A 13,563-nucleotide genomic window follows, 5' to 3' on the forward strand; every position below is an offset into this window, starting at 1 on the left:
TTACTCCTCGTTACTCAACTTGATTACGTATTCTGTGACGGCCCAGATATCTGCGGCCGATGTGTTGCGACCGAACGCGGGCATGGGTGTGCCGCTCATCCCGGTGTAAATCCTCATCCAGATGTTTTCCGGATCAGCGCCCCCCTTGAAGTGACCTGTTCGAAAGTTCGCAGGCTTGATCGGCAGCCCGTCATCATCAAGCAGGCCAACCGCAAGATCACCTTGACCGTTTCCGTCATAGCCATGGCATCCGGCACAACTCAGCTCGCGGTAGAGTTCTTGTGCATGGTCCATGTCCACATTCACGGGGCGAGGGGGTGGGGCAACTGCTACCCCGAATTGGTCAATGCCCGACACGTAGCGCACGACCTCGACCAGCGCCAAAAGCTCACGTTCGTTCAGGAAGTCAAAGGACGGCATCGACGAACCATATGATCCGCTGACACCGCGGTTGAGTGTGTCCAGAAGATCGCTCTGGGTCGGGAACTCGCCAACCCCCGTTGATCGAAACTTGAAACTGCTCTTGGTGAGATCCCTTGGCCGGGGGGAAAATCCCGTGGCCAAGGGCCCTTTTCCGTCACCCTCTATCCCGTGACAGACCGAACAATGCTCTAGGTAAAGCGCTGTACCTTCCGTGAACAAGCTCGGGTCAACTGTGACCTGCTGCGCAAGAACCGAGTGGCTGGTTGCAAGCACAAACCCAATAAGGAGGGCGGACTTTTTAAAGATACACATGTTACAGATCCAGTTGACTGTATCTTGTGTCGCAACAATTTAGGGCTTTTTATGGGCGCTTGTTTGATTAATGACTATTTTTTAATCAATAAATAAACAATGACTCTTGCATATTTTGCAACATTCAGCCCGTGGAGTTCTTGCGGTTTTTTTTGGTTAACCACCTAATATCGCGGAGAAAGCGGCGTTTTCGCGCTGCTTAGGTCCCAACGGTCACTGCTTTGGGCAGAACACTTCAATGCCTTCATTGTGACTCGCAAAAACTCATCCGCTGTTCACGCCAAGATAGATGCCAGCGAGATCGCAATCATCGCTTGCCATGGCTTGGCGCGCACCATGAAGTGGCAGCCCGTTCCGCAAGACATCCTAGGTCTCACCATTGTCCCCGGCCCACATGACGCCGGTTTCCGGATCGCCGACCATGTGACTGATCGGCCAACCGTCACAGAAAGGCCCGTCGATTGACCTGTGCCTGTTGTCTTTGTCCGGACGAAGAAGAAACGCGCCTTTTGTCTTACATACGAGGATCGTCAGGTCCGGTTCTGGCATGGCTTCGTTCCGTAGTTTTGGACCGCTGGCAGCACTACGCCTCGACCACCTGCTGAAAGCTGGCGAAAATCATTCGTTTGCCATCGAAGGGCATGGGGTTGTCTTCAGTTGCTTGCTGCATCGCCGTCATGACGTTCGACATGTTCGCGTCATGGGTTTCCTTGTCTGGCCAGATCACGTGGGAATAGGCAACCGTCTCATCTGCTCCGCATTTGACTGCCATCGGAAAGGACGTTGTCTCCCCCTCAGGAACATCGTCGCCCCAAGCGTCGATGGCCGCCAGAGCGCCGTGTTTGGTAAAGAGAGGCGTCAGTTCCTTTGAATGCGCGATAAACTCGTCCTTCTTCGCTGTAGGTACGGCGTAAATGGCGACGGTGATATAAGACATGGTGATGTCCCTTGTTTTAAGCGCCTGCAAATCCTTCGGCTGAAACGACACTGCCGATTTTGTTTATTTGAAACACGACTTGTCCCATCTTCTGGGTGTCGCTTGCCAAAATGGGCATCCGACGCGCCAAACAGGTTGATGCCGATGTCCATACAATCCCGCACGAGAGGAATCGTTTTCGTCTTGTATTTAAATTGACAAATACGTTGATGTCAACGTAATGAGCTTTGATGAGATCCGACTTGCCGCTTACAGTGACGCATGAAGTACGAGACAGGTGTCTTTGTCTGCACCTGCAACGTGCCGCCCGCGCCATTGGCCGGCGCTTTGACGAGGCCCTGCGCCCGGTTGGTCTGACCCACGGGCAATATTCACTTTTAGTGTCCTTAAACCGGCCGGAACCGCCCCGGGTGGGGGAACTGGCTCATTTTCTGGCGATGGATCGCACGACAATGACAGCAAACCTAAAGCCCCTAGAGCGGCGCGGATTGCTGGCGATGAAACCGGACCATGAGGACAGACGAAGCCGACGCATTGCATTGACCGACGCGGGTCGGGACCTGCTTGTCTTGGCGGTGCCGATTTGGCGAAAGACCCATGACGATGTCGACAAGGTCCTTGGACGTGACGACAATACGTTATTGAAAGCGGATCTGATGGCGCTGTCTTTTGGCACTTGATCGGGCGCATCGAGATGAAGTCGCCGGTCTCCAAGGTCTTCGCCTTGAAAGACAGAAACGCGTCACCGATGAAAAGGACTACACCGGTAAGATCGTTCTTCAAGTGCGGTGAATGATCTTCAGCACGTCGGGCGTCCCACCGCGCCCGGCAGCCAAGCAGGTCGATAACAAACGGCGCTTTGCGCATAATTCGGGCTGAGTTTTTCGCGCTACGCCCTACCTTCAAGACCAGTTGCACACGCTGATGAGGTTGGACGATGAAAGACCGGGACCGTATTTCCGAAGCTGGCGATCCGCGTCCAAGGCGGACGCATCGGTCATGAACCTGTTCGAGACCGCGGATCAGGTGCCGGACAACCTTCTGCCGCAAGATGGGACGGTGCATTATTACGGTCCGATGATGGATCTCGCGACAGCGGATCGGTACTTTGATCTGCTGTTGCAGAGCATTGACTGGCAGAACGACGAGGCGATGATTTTCGGCAAGAAAATCGTCACCAAGAGAAAGGTCGCCTGGTATGCCGACAAGCCGTTTTCCTACACCTATTCCAAGCTGACCAAGACAGCTCATCTCTGGACACCGGATCTTTTGAAACTGAAGTCGCTGGTCGAGAACCACTGCGGCGAGCGGTTCAACTCATGTCTTCTCAACCTTTATCACGACGGCAGCGAGGGGATGGCTTGGCATAGCGATGGGGAAAGGGATCTGAAGCGCAACGGTGCGATTGGCTCGTTGAGCCTAGGCGCCGCGCGCAAATTTGCGTTCAAGCACAAGCGCACCGGGCAGACAGTTTCCCGGACACTTGAACACGGCGCGCTTCTCGTGATGAAGGACGAAACGCAATCCCACTGGCTGCACCGTCTGCCGCCCACAAAGCGCGTGCACGACGCCCGGATCAATCTGACATTCCGGACGATTGACGAAAGAACCTGACAGCGTTCTCTTTGGGGATCGTGCTCCTACAGCGCAATGCGCGAAGTTTTGCACTGGGCGTTCCTGTGTTTCTAAAGTCAACCTTTCCGGGTCGAGAGGCCGAGCATGTAATACATGCCGCAACGGCTCAGCGCGCCGGTCATCAGCCATGCCAAACCAAAGACAATCAGCGCTGCGACCAGCCATCCGGGCATCGCGACCGGGCCTGCGAGGGCAAAGAAGACCAGCGCGAGGCCGGACAGTATCCGAAAGATGCGGTCATAGGGGCCGACATTCGGATCAAAGCTGTAGGTGAAAAGACGGGAAATCTGCATTTGAAGATGCTCCTTTTTAAAAGGGGGGGGCTGGGACCCGTCCCAGCCCGCTGGGGTTATTCCGCCGTAACGGATTTTGGACGCGCGACCCGCTCTTCCCGGTAGGGCAGATCTGCTGTCAGCGGCGCGAAAGCCTCGTCAACGGGCGTCAGCGCGATCTGGTTTGCATAGTTCGACATCACCTTGGCGGCGACGCAGGCCACGACATCCAAAGCTGCCTGACGCGAGAACCCGGCGTCGATGAAGCTTTGCAACTGACTGGACGCCATCCGACCCTGATTGCGCAGAACCAACAGGGTGAAGTCGCGCAGCGCGTCCATCTTGGCGTCTTCGAAGGGCTTGTCGTGCCGCACCGCATTCAGTTGCTCGTCGGTGTTGCCGAAGACGTCCATCTTCCCGAAAGCGGTGTGACCGGCCACGCAGTATTGGCATGCATTCGCATGGGCCACGCTGGTCTGGACGACATTGATCTCCTGCGACGTCAACGCAGCATTGCTCAGCAGATTGTTCTGGGTCTGCCAGTAAGAGGTCAGCAATGCGGGGCTCTCCGCCAGAATACCGGCGAGGTTGGGGACCATTCCGAAGGTCTCGGCGTACCAGATCATGGGTGTTTTCGATGCCTCGGGCGCGGTCTCGGCCGTGTGGATCGGAAAATTGCGTTCGGTGTATGTCGGGGTGGTCATCAGACACTCCTGATTTGGGTTGCAAGTCGACGTTAGGTTGCGCGAAAATAAACCAAAATATGCAATTTTGCGGGTGGCGTGGCTCACAAATGCACCAGGAGGATGCGATGCAGAACGATTGGAACGACCTTCAGATCTTTCTGGCGCTGGAACGGGCTGGCACCGCACGCGCCGCGGGCGAGCGTCTGAAGGTCAGCCACTCAACCGTGTCCCGCAGGCTGACAGCAATGGAAGAGCGCTTTGGAACCAAGCTGTTTGACCGGACGCCGGACGGGTTCATTCCCAATGCCTCGGGCGCCCGGATCCTGGCGCGGGCTCAACAGATTGAAGCTGAAATGATGGAGCTTGAGCGCTTCGTCGTCGGCAATGACATCCGGCTTCAGGGCGATATCCGGCTGACCGCCCCGCCGCCAGTAACGGAATATCTCTTGCTGCCGATGCTTGAGCAGTTCCGGGACAAGTATCCGCTGATCACGATCGAACTGCATTCGACCTTCGGGCAGGCAGATCTGTCCCGCCGCGACGCGGATCTCGCCATTCGCTTTTCCGAAAAACCCGACGATCATCTTGTGGGCCGACGCCTGCCTGAGTTCCGGGAGACGGTCTACGCCTCACCGGATTACATCGCCGCCCATTGGGATGGCGAGACCCCGATAGATCCCGCATGGATCGGCTGGCACGAAGACGGTCCGCTGTCCCTCAGGGCGCGCACGGCAAACTTCCCGGAGGCACCGACGGACTGGCGCATGCCGGATCTGAACCTGCATGCTCGGGCTGCGGTGGCGGGGTTCGGAATGGCCTCGCTTCCCTGCATGATGGGTGATGTGATGGACGGCATCATCCGCGTACCGGGTGCGACTTCGACCAACTCGTACCCCGGATGGCTTCTGACCCACCCCGATCTGCGCCGGATGGAGCGCGTGCGCGTGTTCGCCAAATTCCTCGCCGAACAGATCGTTGCCCGCTCGGATTTCATTGGCGGATCAGCGGGTGCAGGCTAAGGCCAGAGCCGCGGCATATGGCACTGACCGTGGAAGATGTCGCAAATCTTGGCGCGATGGGGTTCCGTAGCGTCGCCAACGCGCCCCAGCCCTCGGACCATCCCGTCCGACGCCGAGGCCGACCTACACCTGACCCGAAGCTTTATTCTTCTGGCCTGACATACCCTTTGGGTGCGAAGCCTGCGCCGCGGCCGACTGTCCGATGCCCGCCTGAAAAACAACGCTGAATAAGGCTTGCGTTGAAAAGGCGGCGCCTCTATACGGCAGCTTCACTCACGTACTCCACTGGAATCAGGGTGACCCGCTGCCATCTGGCACAGGGGCCCTCTGGTGATGTTGAAAGGAAATGGCGATGAACGCCCAAGAGCTTCGCGATAAGACCGCGGACCAGTTGAATGAAGAGCTGGCAAGCCTGAAGAAAGAAGCGTTTAACCTGCGCTTCCAACAGGCGACGGGTCAACTTGAAAACACGGCACGCATGCGCTCGGTCCGCCGGGACGCAGCCCGTGTCAAAACCATTCTGAACGAAAAGGCGAAAGCCGCCGCGGGGGACAACTGATATGCCCAAACGTATCCTTCAAGGTGTTGTCACCAGCAACCAGAACGCCCAGACCGTTACCGTTTCGGTCGAGCGTCGCTTCAAGCACCCGCTGCTTCAGAAGACCGTCCGGAAGTCCAAGAAATATCGGGCTCACGACGAGACCAACCAATTCAACGTCGGTGACAAAGTCCGCATTCAGGAATGTGCGCCGAAGTCGAAGACCAAACGCTGGGAGGTGATCGCCAGCTAGGCGCTCACACCCGGTTTTATCGAAACCCTGGGGCTGGCCAAGCTGGTCCCCAAAGGTCGGGAGAAACCAAATGATCCAGATGCAGACCAATCTGGATGTTGCTGACAACAGCGGCGCACGCCGTGTTCAGTGCATCAAGGTTCTGGGTGGTTCCAAGCGTAAATACGCATCCGTCGGCGACATCATTGTCGTCTCGGTCAAGGAAGCCATCCCACGCGGTCGCGTGAAAAAAGGCGACGTCCGCAAGGCCGTCGTCGTACGCACCGCCAAAGAAGTCCGTCGCGAAGACGGCACGGCCATCCGGTTTGACCGGAACGCGGCTGTGATCCTCAACAACAACAACGAGCCAATGGGGACACGTATCTTTGGCCCGGTTGTGCGTGAGTTGCGGGCGAAGAACTTCATGAAAATCATCTCGCTCGCCCCGGAGGTGCTGTAAGATGGCTGCCAAACTCAAAAAAGGCGACAAGGTCGTCGTGCTGTCCGGCAAGGACAAGGGCAAGCAGGGTGAGATCACCGAAGTGATGCCCGCCGCCGGAAAAGCCGTTGTGGATGGGATCAACGTTGCGATCCGCCACGTGAAGCAATCCCAGAACAGCCAGGGTGGCCGTCAGCCAAAGGCGATGCCGATCCAACTCAGCAACCTCGCGCTGCTCGACAAGAACGGCAAGGCAACCCGCGTTGGCTTCAAAATGGACGGCGACAAGAAAGTGCGCTTTGCCAAGACAACAGGGGACGTGATCTGATGCTCGACACAGCAAACTACACCCCGCGTCTGAAGAGCCTCTACAAGGACAGCATCCGCGCTGCCATGAAAGAGGAATTCAGCTACAAAAACGACATGCAGATCCCGCGCCTGGACAAAGTTGTCCTGAACATCGGCGCTGGTGCTGAATCCGTCAAAGACAGCAAGAAGGCCGCGAGTGCCGCCGCTGATCTGACAGCGATCGCAGGTCAGAAGGCCATGGTCACACGGGCCAAGAAGTCCATTGCGGGCTTCCGGGTTCGGGAAGACATGCCGTTGGGTGCGAAAGTGACCCTGCGCGGTGACCGGATGTACGAATTCATGGATCGCCTGATCACCATCGCAATGCCGCGCATCCGGGACTTCCGCGGTGTGTCCGGCAAATCCTTCGACGGTCGCGGCAACTACGCCATGGGCCTGAAAGAGCACATCGTGTTTCCGGAAATCGACTTCGACAAGATTGACGAGCCATGGGGCCTCGACATCGTAATCTGCACCACCGCACCCACCGACGCGGAAGCCAAGAGCCTGTTGAAAGCCTTCAACATGCCCTTCAACAGCTGATCCGCGGGAAGGACCTAAGACATGGCTAAGAAAGCAATGATCGAACGCGAGAAGAAGCGGGAACGTCTGGTGAAGAAATACGCCGCCAAACGTGCTGCTCTGCTCGAAATCGCAAATGACAAGGACAAGCCAATGGAAGAGCGCTTCAAGGCGCGTCTGAAACTGGCCGAACTGCCGCGGAATTCCTCGGCGACACGTCTGCACAACCGTTGCCAGCTCACCGGTCGTCCCCACGCTTACTACCGTAAGCTGAAGGTCAGCCGGATTGCTCTGCGGGAACTGGGCTCCTTTGGCCAGATCCCCGGCATGGTCAAGTCAAGCTGGTAAGGAGGGCATGCAATGAACGATCCTATCGCTGATATGCTCACCCGGATCCGTAACTCCCAGTTGCGCGGCAAGGCCACGGTGGAAACACCGGCGTCCAAACTGCGGGCATGGGTTCTGGATGTGCTGGCCGACGAAGGCTACATCCGCGGCTACGAGAAGATCACAGGGAAAGACGGTCACCCCGCCCTGATGATCGAGCTGAAATACTACGAAGGCACCCCCGTCATTCGTGAGCTTAAGCGGGTCTCCAAGCCCGGTCGCCGCGTCTACATGGGCGTCAAAGACATCCCAACCGTCCGTCAGGGCCTGGGTGTGTCGATTGTCAGCACGCCAAAAGGTGTGATGTCGGACGCAAACGCACGCTCCAACAATGTTGGCGGCGAAGTGCTTTGCACGGTCTTCTAAGGAGCCCTTGGTATGTCTCGAATTGGTAAAAAACCGGTCGATCTGCCCTCGGGCGTGGAGGCAAGTGTCTCCGGTCAGACCGTTGAAGTGAAGGGGCCAAAAGGCACCCGCAGCTTCACCGCAACCGACGATGTCACGATCTCCGTGGCAGACAACACCGTCACCGTTGAGCCGCGCGGCAAATCCAAGCGCGCGCGTCAGCAATGGGGCATGTCCCGCACCATGGTCGCCAATCTGGTGACCGGCGTGACAGAAGGTTTCAAGAAAGAGCTTGAGATCAGCGGCGTGGGCTACCGGGCGCAGATGCAGGGCAACACCTTGCGGCTGAACCTCGGCCTTAGCCACGACGTGGACTTTCAGGTGCCGGAGGGCGTCACCGTGACGGCCCCCAAGCAGACGGAAATCATCGTCGAAGGCAATGATGAGCAGCTTGTCGGTCAGGTAGCCGCGAACATTCGCGCGTGGCGGAAGCCAGAGCCCTACAAGGGCAAAGGCATCAAGTACAAAGACGAGTATATCTTCCGCAAGGAAGGCAAGAAGAAGTAAGGACCAGTCAGATGGCAAACAGCAAAAGAGATCTGTTCTTGAAGCGCCGCCTGCGCGTCCGGAACAAACTGCGGAAAGTGAACGCCGGGCGCGTTCGTCTGTCCGTGCACCGTTCGAACAAAAACATCAGCGTGCAGCTGATCGACGACGTGGCGGGCACAACGCTCGCTTCAGCCTCCACGCTTGAGAAAGATCTGGGCGTTGTGGGCAAAAACAATGTCGAAGCTGCAAGCAAAGTAGGCACCGCAATTGCGGAACGCGCCAAGAAAGCCGGCGTGACCGAGGCCTATTTTGACCGCGGTGGGTTCCTCTTTCACGGGAAGGTGAAGGCTCTGGCCGAAGCTGCCCGTGAAGGCGGTCTGAAGATTTAAGGAGAACGCAAGATGGCAAGAGAACCAGGAAACCGGGGACGGCGCGATCGGGACGAAACTCCTGAATTTGCAGATCGTCTGGTGGCAATCAACCGGGTGTCCAAGACCGTGAAGGGTGGTAAGCGCTTCGGCTTTGCCGCACTCGTGGTTGTGGGTGACCAGAAAGGCCGTGTCGGCTTCGGCAAGGGCAAGGCGAAAGAAGTGCCCGAGGCGATCCGCAAGGCAACCGAGCAAGCCAAGCGTCAGATGGTCCGTGTGCCTCTGCGCGAGGGCCGCACGCTGCACCACGATGTGGCGGGCCGTCACGGCGCGGGCAAGGTCGTGATGCGCACCGCACCGCAAGGTACGGGCATCATCGCCGGTGGTCCAATGCGGGCCGTGTTCGAGATGTTGGGCGTTCAGGACGTGGTGGCCAAGTCCATCGGCTCCCAGAACCCCTATAATATGATCCGTGCAACGCTGAACGGTCTGGCCAACGAGGCGAGCCCGCGCATGGTCGCACAACGCCGGGGCAAGAAGGTCGCTGACATTCTGCCCAAGCAGGACGTGGCTGCTCCAACGGACAGCCCCGCCGACATGCAACCGGCAGACGCTTGAGGGATATGACCAATGGCTAAAACGATTGTTGTAAAGCAGATCGGCTCCCCGATCCGCCGCCCGGAAAAGCAGCGTGCCACGCTGATCGGCCTGGGCCTGAACAAGATGCACAAGACCCGCGAGCTGGAGGACACCCCCTCCGTCCGCGGCATGGTCAACAGCATCTCCCACCTCGTCGAAATCATCGAAGAGCGCGGGTAAACCCGGCTGGGCGCACCGCCCATCCCGCAAAAGATCAAACGCCTCGCGAGCCATCGCGGGGTGTTTTCAGTTTAGCTATTATAGCGCAGAGCTTTCAGCGCATCTTTTTTAACGCAGAGGAAAACCTCGATGTCTTCAGCTGAGTCAAGGCGCTTCACTTCAGCCGGAAAATCGTCTTTTTTCAGTTTCCCATTGGAAGTGTTCAAGCCCAGTGCACGTGCGCCTTCCTTGGCACCCGCGTGGACGTAAATGAGTTCCGGTTTAACTTCGAGAAATCCAGTCGCAATACGCAAACACACGTCATAGTGCAGAAGCGGGCCAACGCCATGGATGCGATCCTTGATGGGCCTGACAAGTTCGTAAAGTTCGTCGAAGTCCTTCAGACTTGCAATTTCTTTGGACTTCTCAACCAACGACCCTGCTAGTTCACATAGGACTTGTTTGGCACACGAAATTGGTGTGGATGTTTTTTACCGTCTATCTTTCGGGACCAACAGGCAATCTTGATGGCTGACTCCAGATCTTTCGTCTCTTCAAATTCGGCGATTTGACGAGTGATGCTTCCGTTTTTACCACAGCCCACCGGTGGTCCTGCGCACCCGCTAATTCTACCTTTTCGTTGATCCTCTTGGAACTGCCTAACCAATTTGTCCAAGTCTGTGCCAATAGCCTCATGATACGTCATAACAGCCACCTTAAAAATTCAGATATTCAAAAATGAGCCTTCGACCGTCAATATGCTAAAGGGTTAACGGCTCGAAGTTTTCAACCTGTTTGATCCAAGAACGCCATACCTCTTGCGCCACAGCGCGCGAACACATATACGCCCCCGGTGGCCCACCAAAACCACGACTCAAAACCAAGAAATGCCGCGTTTGCCCCCTTTCGCTTCATGGGGCACTTCCGGCCAATGGAGAAGCGATATGAAACTGAATGAACTGCGCGACAATCCCGGCGCAACGAAGACGAAAAAACGCGTGGGCCGTGGCCCGGGCTCCGGCAAGGGTAAAACTGCCGGTCGTGGTATCAAAGGTCAGAAGTCCCGCTCCGGTGTGGCGCTGAACGGGTACGAAGGCGGGCAGATGCCGCTTTACATGCGCCTGCCAAAGCGTGGATTCAACAAGCCGAACCGCAAGAAATTTGCCGTCGTCAATCTGGGCCTGATCCAGAAATTCATCGACGACAAGAAGCTCGACGCGAAATCCGACATCACCGAGGACGCGCTGATCGAATGTGGCCTCGTGCGCCGCAAACTCGACGGTGTTCGGGTGCTGGCCAAGGGTGAGTTTTCCGCAAAAGTGACCCTGAACGTCACCGGCGCGTCGAAATCTGCCGTTGAGGCTGTCGAGAAAGCGGGCGGCTCTCTGACCGTCGCGCAAGCGGCTGCAGCTGAATAACGACTTGTGAGAGGGCCTGCACCCTCTTACATAACTCCAGTGTTTCCGCGCCGCGAATGGGGATCCCATGTCGCGGCGCGTGTGCTAGAAGACGCTGAAACAGACAAGGAATAGTCCGACTATGGCATCCGCAGCCGAGCAAATGGCGCAAAACATGAGCTGGTCCGCCTTCGGGAAGGCCACCGAGCTGAGACAGCGCATCCTTTTCACCATCGGCCTTCTGATCGTCTACCGGCTTGGCACCTACATTCCCGTTCCGGGCATCGACGCCGATGCGCTGCGCAACTTCGTGGACCAGCTGTCCACGGGAGTGGGCGGTATTCTGAACATGTTCACTGGCGGCGCGATCGGGCGGATGGGCCTCTTCGCGCTCGGGATCATGCCCTATATCTCGGCCTCGATCATCGTGCAGTTGATGACGGCGATGGTTCCCCAGCTGGAACAGCTGAAGAAAGAGGGTGAGCAGGGCCGCAAGAAGATCAACCAATACACCCGCTACGGCACGGTGTTTTTGGCCACGCTGCAGGGCTACGGCCTGGCCGCGGGTCTCGAAAGCGGCGGTCTGGTCACCGATCCGGGCTGGTTCTTCCGGATTTCCTGCGTGATCACCCTTGTGGGTGGCACGATGTTCCTGATGTGGCTGGGTGAACAGATCACTGCGCGCGGCATCGGCAACGGCATCTCGCTGATCATCTTCGTAGGCATCATCGCCGAAGTTCCGGCGGCACTGGCACAGTTCTTCGCCCAAGGCCGCTCCGGCGCGCTCAGCCCTGCGGTCATCATCGGTGTCTTGGTGGTGGTCATCGCCACGATCACCTTCGTGGTGTTCATGGAACGCGCGCTGCGCAAGATCCACATTCAGTACCCGCGCCGTCAGGTCGGCATGAAGGTCTATGACGGTGGCTCCAGCCACCTGCCGGTCAAGGTCAACCCGTCGGGCGTGATCCCCGCCATCTTCGCCTCGTCACTGCTGCTGCTGCCAACAACGCTCAGCACGTTCTCGGGCAACCAGACGGGCCCTGTGATGGCGACGATCCTTGCGTATTTTGGCCCCGGCCAGCCGCTTTATCTGTTGTTCTTCACAGCCATGATCGTGTTCTTCGCGTATTTCTACACGTTCAACGTGTCGTTCAAACCCGATGACGTGGCCGACAACCTGAAGAACCAGAACGGCTTTATTCCGGGTATCCGCCCCGGCCAGCGGACGGCGGAGTATCTGGAATACGTCGTCAACCGCGTGCTCGTCTTGGGGTCCGGCTATCTGGCGGCAGTGTGTCTCTTGCCCGAGATCCTGCGTGCGCAGCTGGCCATTCCGTTCTACTTCGGCGGGACATCGGTGCTTATTATCGTGTCGGTGACGATGGACACGATCCAGCAGGTGCAAAGCCATATGCTGGCCCACCAATACGAAGGTCTGATCGAAAAATCCCAGCTTCGCGGTAAGAAGCGAGGCAAAAGAGGGACAGCACGCAGATGAACATCATACTCCTTGGCCCGCCCGGCGCGGGCAAAGGTACACAAGCGCGCAAGCTTGTGGACGATCGGAACATGACGCAACTGTCCACCGGTGACATGCTGCGCGAAGCCCGCACCTCCGGCACCGAGATGGGCGAGAAGGTTGCCGCGATCATGGACGCAGGCGAACTTGTCACCGACGAGATCGTGATCGGCCTGATCGAGGAAAAACTGAGCGGCCCCCATGGTGGCGGGTTCATCTTCGACGGCTTCCCCCGGACCTTGGCACAAGCGGATGCTCTGGGTGCGCTTCTGGAAAAATACGACACAAAGCTCGACGCCGTGATCGAAATGCGCGTGGACGACGATGCGCTCGTGGCCCGGATCACAGCACGGTCGACCTGTGGCAGCTGCGGTGAGGTCTACAACGATCTGACCAAGCCGATCCCGAGTGATGGGAAGTGTACCAATTGCGGCGGCACCGAGTTCAAACGCCGTGCCGATGACAACGAAGAAAGCCTGCGCACGCGGCTGATGGAATACTACAAAAAGACCTCACCGCTGATCGGCTATTACTATGCCAAGGGTGATCTGTCCGCCATCAACGGACTGGGCGAAATCGACGCCGTCGCAGGCGAAATCTCGGCAGTTTTGAACGGTTAATCCGCCACAGGCGTCGTCAGCCTTGACAGCCCTTGACGCCACCGCGATTCGGTCATACATCACGCCATCTCGTAAGACTGAGAGTCGCGCTCCAGCCGGTGAAGCTACCCGGCCCCGCGCAACCGAAATAAACCAAGCCCGTCGGTCAAAAAACCTTCGGGCTTCACGTTGTGAAAAAAGGTTCTGGAACGACGGAACCGCAACTGAGAAGGAATGA

The 13,563-nt window shown here is 57.5% G+C and carries 23 protein-coding genes; 17 read left to right on the forward strand and 6 right to left on the reverse strand.

The genetic code is table 11. The features are described from left to right. The 3 genes from KIN_RS10840 to KIN_RS10850 all read right to left on the reverse strand — a co-directional run bounded on the left by KIN_RS10840 (position 1) and on the right by KIN_RS10850 (position 1,672). The gene (locus KIN_RS10840; protein WP_159806787.1) at positions 1-735 is read right to left on the reverse strand and encodes a c-type cytochrome; all 735 of its coding nucleotides are present in this window, start codon (positions 733-735) and stop codon (positions 1-3) included. Positions 736-1,101: 366 nt separating this feature from the next. Continuing rightward, entirely contained in the window at positions 1,102-1,284 is a 183-nt protein-coding gene (locus KIN_RS10845; RefSeq protein WP_159806789.1) for a hypothetical protein, read from the reverse strand. A gap of 34 nt (positions 1,285-1,318) precedes the next feature. Next, entirely contained in the window at positions 1,319-1,672 is a 354-nt protein-coding gene (locus tag KIN_RS10850; RefSeq protein ID WP_159806791.1) for a DUF1428 domain-containing protein, read from the reverse strand. A gap of 230 nt (positions 1,673-1,902) precedes the next feature. Between KIN_RS10850 and KIN_RS10855 the strand changes: the two genes are divergently transcribed. After that, positions 1,903-2,352: a MarR family winged helix-turn-helix transcriptional regulator gene (locus KIN_RS10855; RefSeq protein ID WP_159806793.1), complete on the forward strand. Its 450-nt coding sequence runs from the start codon at positions 1,903-1,905 to the stop codon at positions 2,350-2,352. A 244-nt stretch (positions 2,353-2,596) separates the two neighbouring features. Further along, entirely contained in the window at positions 2,597-3,286 is a 690-nt protein-coding gene (locus KIN_RS10860; RefSeq protein WP_207710127.1) for an alpha-ketoglutarate-dependent dioxygenase AlkB family protein, read from the forward strand. Between the two features lie 77 nt (positions 3,287-3,363). Here KIN_RS10860 and KIN_RS10865 read toward each other — a convergent pair whose 3' ends face one another. Together KIN_RS10865 and KIN_RS10870 are read right to left on the reverse strand one after the other, a co-directional pair. Further along, a complete protein-coding gene (locus tag KIN_RS10865; RefSeq protein WP_159806795.1) occupies positions 3,364-3,600 on the reverse strand; it encodes a YgaP family membrane protein in 237 nt (78 codons plus the stop codon). Positions 3,601-3,656: 56 nt separating this feature from the next. Next, positions 3,657-4,283 carry a carboxymuconolactone decarboxylase family protein gene (locus KIN_RS10870; protein ID WP_159806797.1) on the reverse strand — a complete coding sequence of 209 codons (627 nt, stop codon included), beginning with the start codon at positions 4,281-4,283 and terminating at the stop codon, positions 3,657-3,659. A 107-nt stretch (positions 4,284-4,390) separates the two neighbouring features. Here KIN_RS10870 and KIN_RS10875 point away from each other — a divergent pair, with 107 nt between their 5' ends. The 12 genes from KIN_RS10875 (at position 4,391) to rpmD (ending at position 9,831) form a co-directional block, all read left to right on the forward strand. After that, entirely contained in the window at positions 4,391-5,284 is an 894-nt protein-coding gene (locus KIN_RS10875; RefSeq protein WP_159806799.1) for a LysR family transcriptional regulator, read from the forward strand. Between the two features lie 352 nt (positions 5,285-5,636). Beyond that, positions 5,637-5,843, forward strand: coding sequence for a 50S ribosomal protein L29 (gene rpmC / locus KIN_RS10880; protein ID WP_159806801.1), 207 nt, complete (start codon positions 5,637-5,639; stop codon positions 5,841-5,843). Position 5,844: 1 nt separating this feature from the next. Next, the gene (gene rpsQ, locus KIN_RS10885) at positions 5,845-6,075 is read left to right on the forward strand and encodes a 30S ribosomal protein S17 (RefSeq protein WP_159806803.1); all 231 of its coding nucleotides are present in this window, start codon (positions 5,845-5,847) and stop codon (positions 6,073-6,075) included. A 70-nt stretch (positions 6,076-6,145) separates the two neighbouring features. Next, positions 6,146-6,514, forward strand: coding sequence for a 50S ribosomal protein L14 (gene rplN, locus KIN_RS10890; protein ID WP_159806805.1), 369 nt, complete (start codon positions 6,146-6,148; stop codon positions 6,512-6,514). 1 nt (position 6,515) lies between these two features. Further along, positions 6,516-6,821: a 50S ribosomal protein L24 gene (rplX, locus tag KIN_RS10895; RefSeq protein ID WP_159806807.1), complete on the forward strand. Its 306-nt coding sequence runs from the start codon at positions 6,516-6,518 to the stop codon at positions 6,819-6,821. Further along, entirely contained in the window at positions 6,821-7,384 is a 564-nt protein-coding gene (gene rplE / locus KIN_RS10900) for a 50S ribosomal protein L5 (RefSeq protein ID WP_159806809.1), read from the forward strand. Before rplX ends, rplE begins: the two co-directional genes overlap by 1 nt. A 21-nt stretch (positions 7,385-7,405) precedes the next feature. Then, positions 7,406-7,711 (forward strand): 30S ribosomal protein S14, encoded by a 306-nt coding sequence (rpsN, locus tag KIN_RS10905; protein ID WP_159806811.1) that lies wholly within the window; start codon positions 7,406-7,408, stop codon positions 7,709-7,711. Between the two features lie 12 nt (positions 7,712-7,723). Next, positions 7,724-8,116: a 30S ribosomal protein S8 gene (rpsH, locus tag KIN_RS10910; RefSeq protein ID WP_159806813.1), complete on the forward strand. Its 393-nt coding sequence runs from the start codon at positions 7,724-7,726 to the stop codon at positions 8,114-8,116. A gap of 12 nt (positions 8,117-8,128) precedes the next feature. Then, entirely contained in the window at positions 8,129-8,662 is a 534-nt protein-coding gene (gene rplF / locus KIN_RS10915) for a 50S ribosomal protein L6 (protein ID WP_159806815.1), read from the forward strand. An 11-nt stretch (positions 8,663-8,673) separates the two neighbouring features. After that, positions 8,674-9,033 carry a 50S ribosomal protein L18 gene (rplR, locus tag KIN_RS10920; RefSeq protein ID WP_159806817.1) on the forward strand — a complete coding sequence of 120 codons (360 nt, stop codon included), beginning with the start codon at positions 8,674-8,676 and terminating at the stop codon, positions 9,031-9,033. A gap of 12 nt (positions 9,034-9,045) precedes the next feature. Continuing rightward, the gene (gene rpsE, locus KIN_RS10925) at positions 9,046-9,630 is read left to right on the forward strand and encodes a 30S ribosomal protein S5 (protein WP_159806819.1); all 585 of its coding nucleotides are present in this window, start codon (positions 9,046-9,048) and stop codon (positions 9,628-9,630) included. Between the two features lie 12 nt (positions 9,631-9,642). Further along, positions 9,643-9,831 (forward strand): 50S ribosomal protein L30, encoded by a 189-nt coding sequence (gene rpmD, locus KIN_RS10930; RefSeq protein ID WP_159806821.1) that lies wholly within the window; start codon positions 9,643-9,645, stop codon positions 9,829-9,831. A 71-nt stretch (positions 9,832-9,902) separates the two neighbouring features. Here the strand turns inward: rpmD and KIN_RS10935 are convergent, their stop codons facing one another. Continuing rightward, positions 9,903-10,244 carry a hypothetical protein gene (locus KIN_RS10935; RefSeq protein WP_159806823.1) on the reverse strand — a complete coding sequence of 114 codons (342 nt, stop codon included), beginning with the start codon at positions 10,242-10,244 and terminating at the stop codon, positions 9,903-9,905. Between the two features lie 510 nt (positions 10,245-10,754). On the opposite strand from KIN_RS10935, the gene rplO reads away from it, so the two are divergent. The 3 genes from rplO (at position 10,755) to KIN_RS10950 (ending at position 13,346) form a co-directional block, all read left to right on the forward strand. Beyond that, positions 10,755-11,228: a 50S ribosomal protein L15 gene (gene rplO, locus KIN_RS10940; RefSeq protein ID WP_159806825.1), complete on the forward strand. Its 474-nt coding sequence runs from the start codon at positions 10,755-10,757 to the stop codon at positions 11,226-11,228. 121 nt (positions 11,229-11,349) lie between these two features. Continuing rightward, positions 11,350-12,705 (forward strand): preprotein translocase subunit SecY, encoded by a 1,356-nt coding sequence (gene secY / locus KIN_RS10945; protein ID WP_159806827.1) that lies wholly within the window; start codon positions 11,350-11,352, stop codon positions 12,703-12,705. Then, entirely contained in the window at positions 12,702-13,346 is a 645-nt protein-coding gene (locus tag KIN_RS10950) for an adenylate kinase (protein ID WP_159806829.1), read from the forward strand. The genes secY and KIN_RS10950 overlap by 4 nt, the downstream gene beginning before the upstream one ends. The last annotated feature ends 217 nt before the right edge of the window (positions 13,347-13,563 follow it).

Source organism: Litoreibacter roseus, from assembly GCF_009811795.1.
Classification (GTDB): Bacteria; Pseudomonadota; Alphaproteobacteria; order Rhodobacterales; family Rhodobacteraceae; genus Litoreibacter; species Litoreibacter roseus.

Bases quoted from the DNA above. Each gene is read 5' to 3' on its own strand.
- rpsE (WP_159806819.1), top strand. From the start codon at position 9,046: ATGGCAAGAGAACCAGGAAACCGGGGACGGCGCGATCGGGACGAAACT.
- KIN_RS10850 (WP_159806791.1), bottom strand. From the start codon at position 1,672: ATGTCTTATATCACCGTCGCCATTTACGCCGTACCTACAGCGAAGAAG.
- rplX (WP_159806807.1), top strand. From the start codon at position 6,516: ATGGCTGCCAAACTCAAAAAAGGCGACAAGGTCGTCGTGCTGTCCGGC.
- rplE (WP_159806809.1), top strand. From the start codon at position 6,821: ATGCTCGACACAGCAAACTACACCCCGCGTCTGAAGAGCCTCTACAAG.
- KIN_RS10855 (WP_159806793.1), top strand. From the start codon at position 1,903: ATGAGATCCGACTTGCCGCTTACAGTGACGCATGAAGTACGAGACAGG.
- KIN_RS10870 (WP_159806797.1), bottom strand. From the start codon at position 4,283: ATGACCACCCCGACATACACCGAACGCAATTTTCCGATCCACACGGCC.
- rpsQ (WP_159806803.1), top strand. From the start codon at position 5,845: ATGCCCAAACGTATCCTTCAAGGTGTTGTCACCAGCAACCAGAACGCC.
- KIN_RS10845 (WP_159806789.1), bottom strand. From the start codon at position 1,284: ATGCCAGAACCGGACCTGACGATCCTCGTATGTAAGACAAAAGGCGCG.
- rpsN (WP_159806811.1), top strand. From the start codon at position 7,406: ATGGCTAAGAAAGCAATGATCGAACGCGAGAAGAAGCGGGAACGTCTG.
- KIN_RS10875 (WP_159806799.1), top strand. From the start codon at position 4,391: ATGCAGAACGATTGGAACGACCTTCAGATCTTTCTGGCGCTGGAACGG.
- secY (WP_159806827.1), top strand. From the start codon at position 11,350: ATGGCATCCGCAGCCGAGCAAATGGCGCAAAACATGAGCTGGTCCGCC.
- KIN_RS10860 (WP_207710127.1), top strand. From the start codon at position 2,597: ATGAGGTTGGACGATGAAAGACCGGGACCGTATTTCCGAAGCTGGCGA.
- rpmD (WP_159806821.1), top strand. From the start codon at position 9,643: ATGGCTAAAACGATTGTTGTAAAGCAGATCGGCTCCCCGATCCGCCGC.
- KIN_RS10950 (WP_159806829.1), top strand. From the start codon at position 12,702: ATGAACATCATACTCCTTGGCCCGCCCGGCGCGGGCAAAGGTACACAA.
- rplO (WP_159806825.1), top strand. From the start codon at position 10,755: ATGAAACTGAATGAACTGCGCGACAATCCCGGCGCAACGAAGACGAAA.
- rplF (WP_159806815.1), top strand. From the start codon at position 8,129: ATGTCTCGAATTGGTAAAAAACCGGTCGATCTGCCCTCGGGCGTGGAG.
- rpsH (WP_159806813.1), top strand. From the start codon at position 7,724: ATGAACGATCCTATCGCTGATATGCTCACCCGGATCCGTAACTCCCAG.
- rplN (WP_159806805.1), top strand. From the start codon at position 6,146: ATGATCCAGATGCAGACCAATCTGGATGTTGCTGACAACAGCGGCGCA.
- KIN_RS10865 (WP_159806795.1), bottom strand. From the start codon at position 3,600: ATGCAGATTTCCCGTCTTTTCACCTACAGCTTTGATCCGAATGTCGGC.
- rpmC (WP_159806801.1), top strand. From the start codon at position 5,637: ATGAACGCCCAAGAGCTTCGCGATAAGACCGCGGACCAGTTGAATGAA.
- rplR (WP_159806817.1), top strand. From the start codon at position 8,674: ATGGCAAACAGCAAAAGAGATCTGTTCTTGAAGCGCCGCCTGCGCGTC.
- KIN_RS10840 (WP_159806787.1), bottom strand. From the start codon at position 735: ATGTGTATCTTTAAAAAGTCCGCCCTCCTTATTGGGTTTGTGCTTGCA.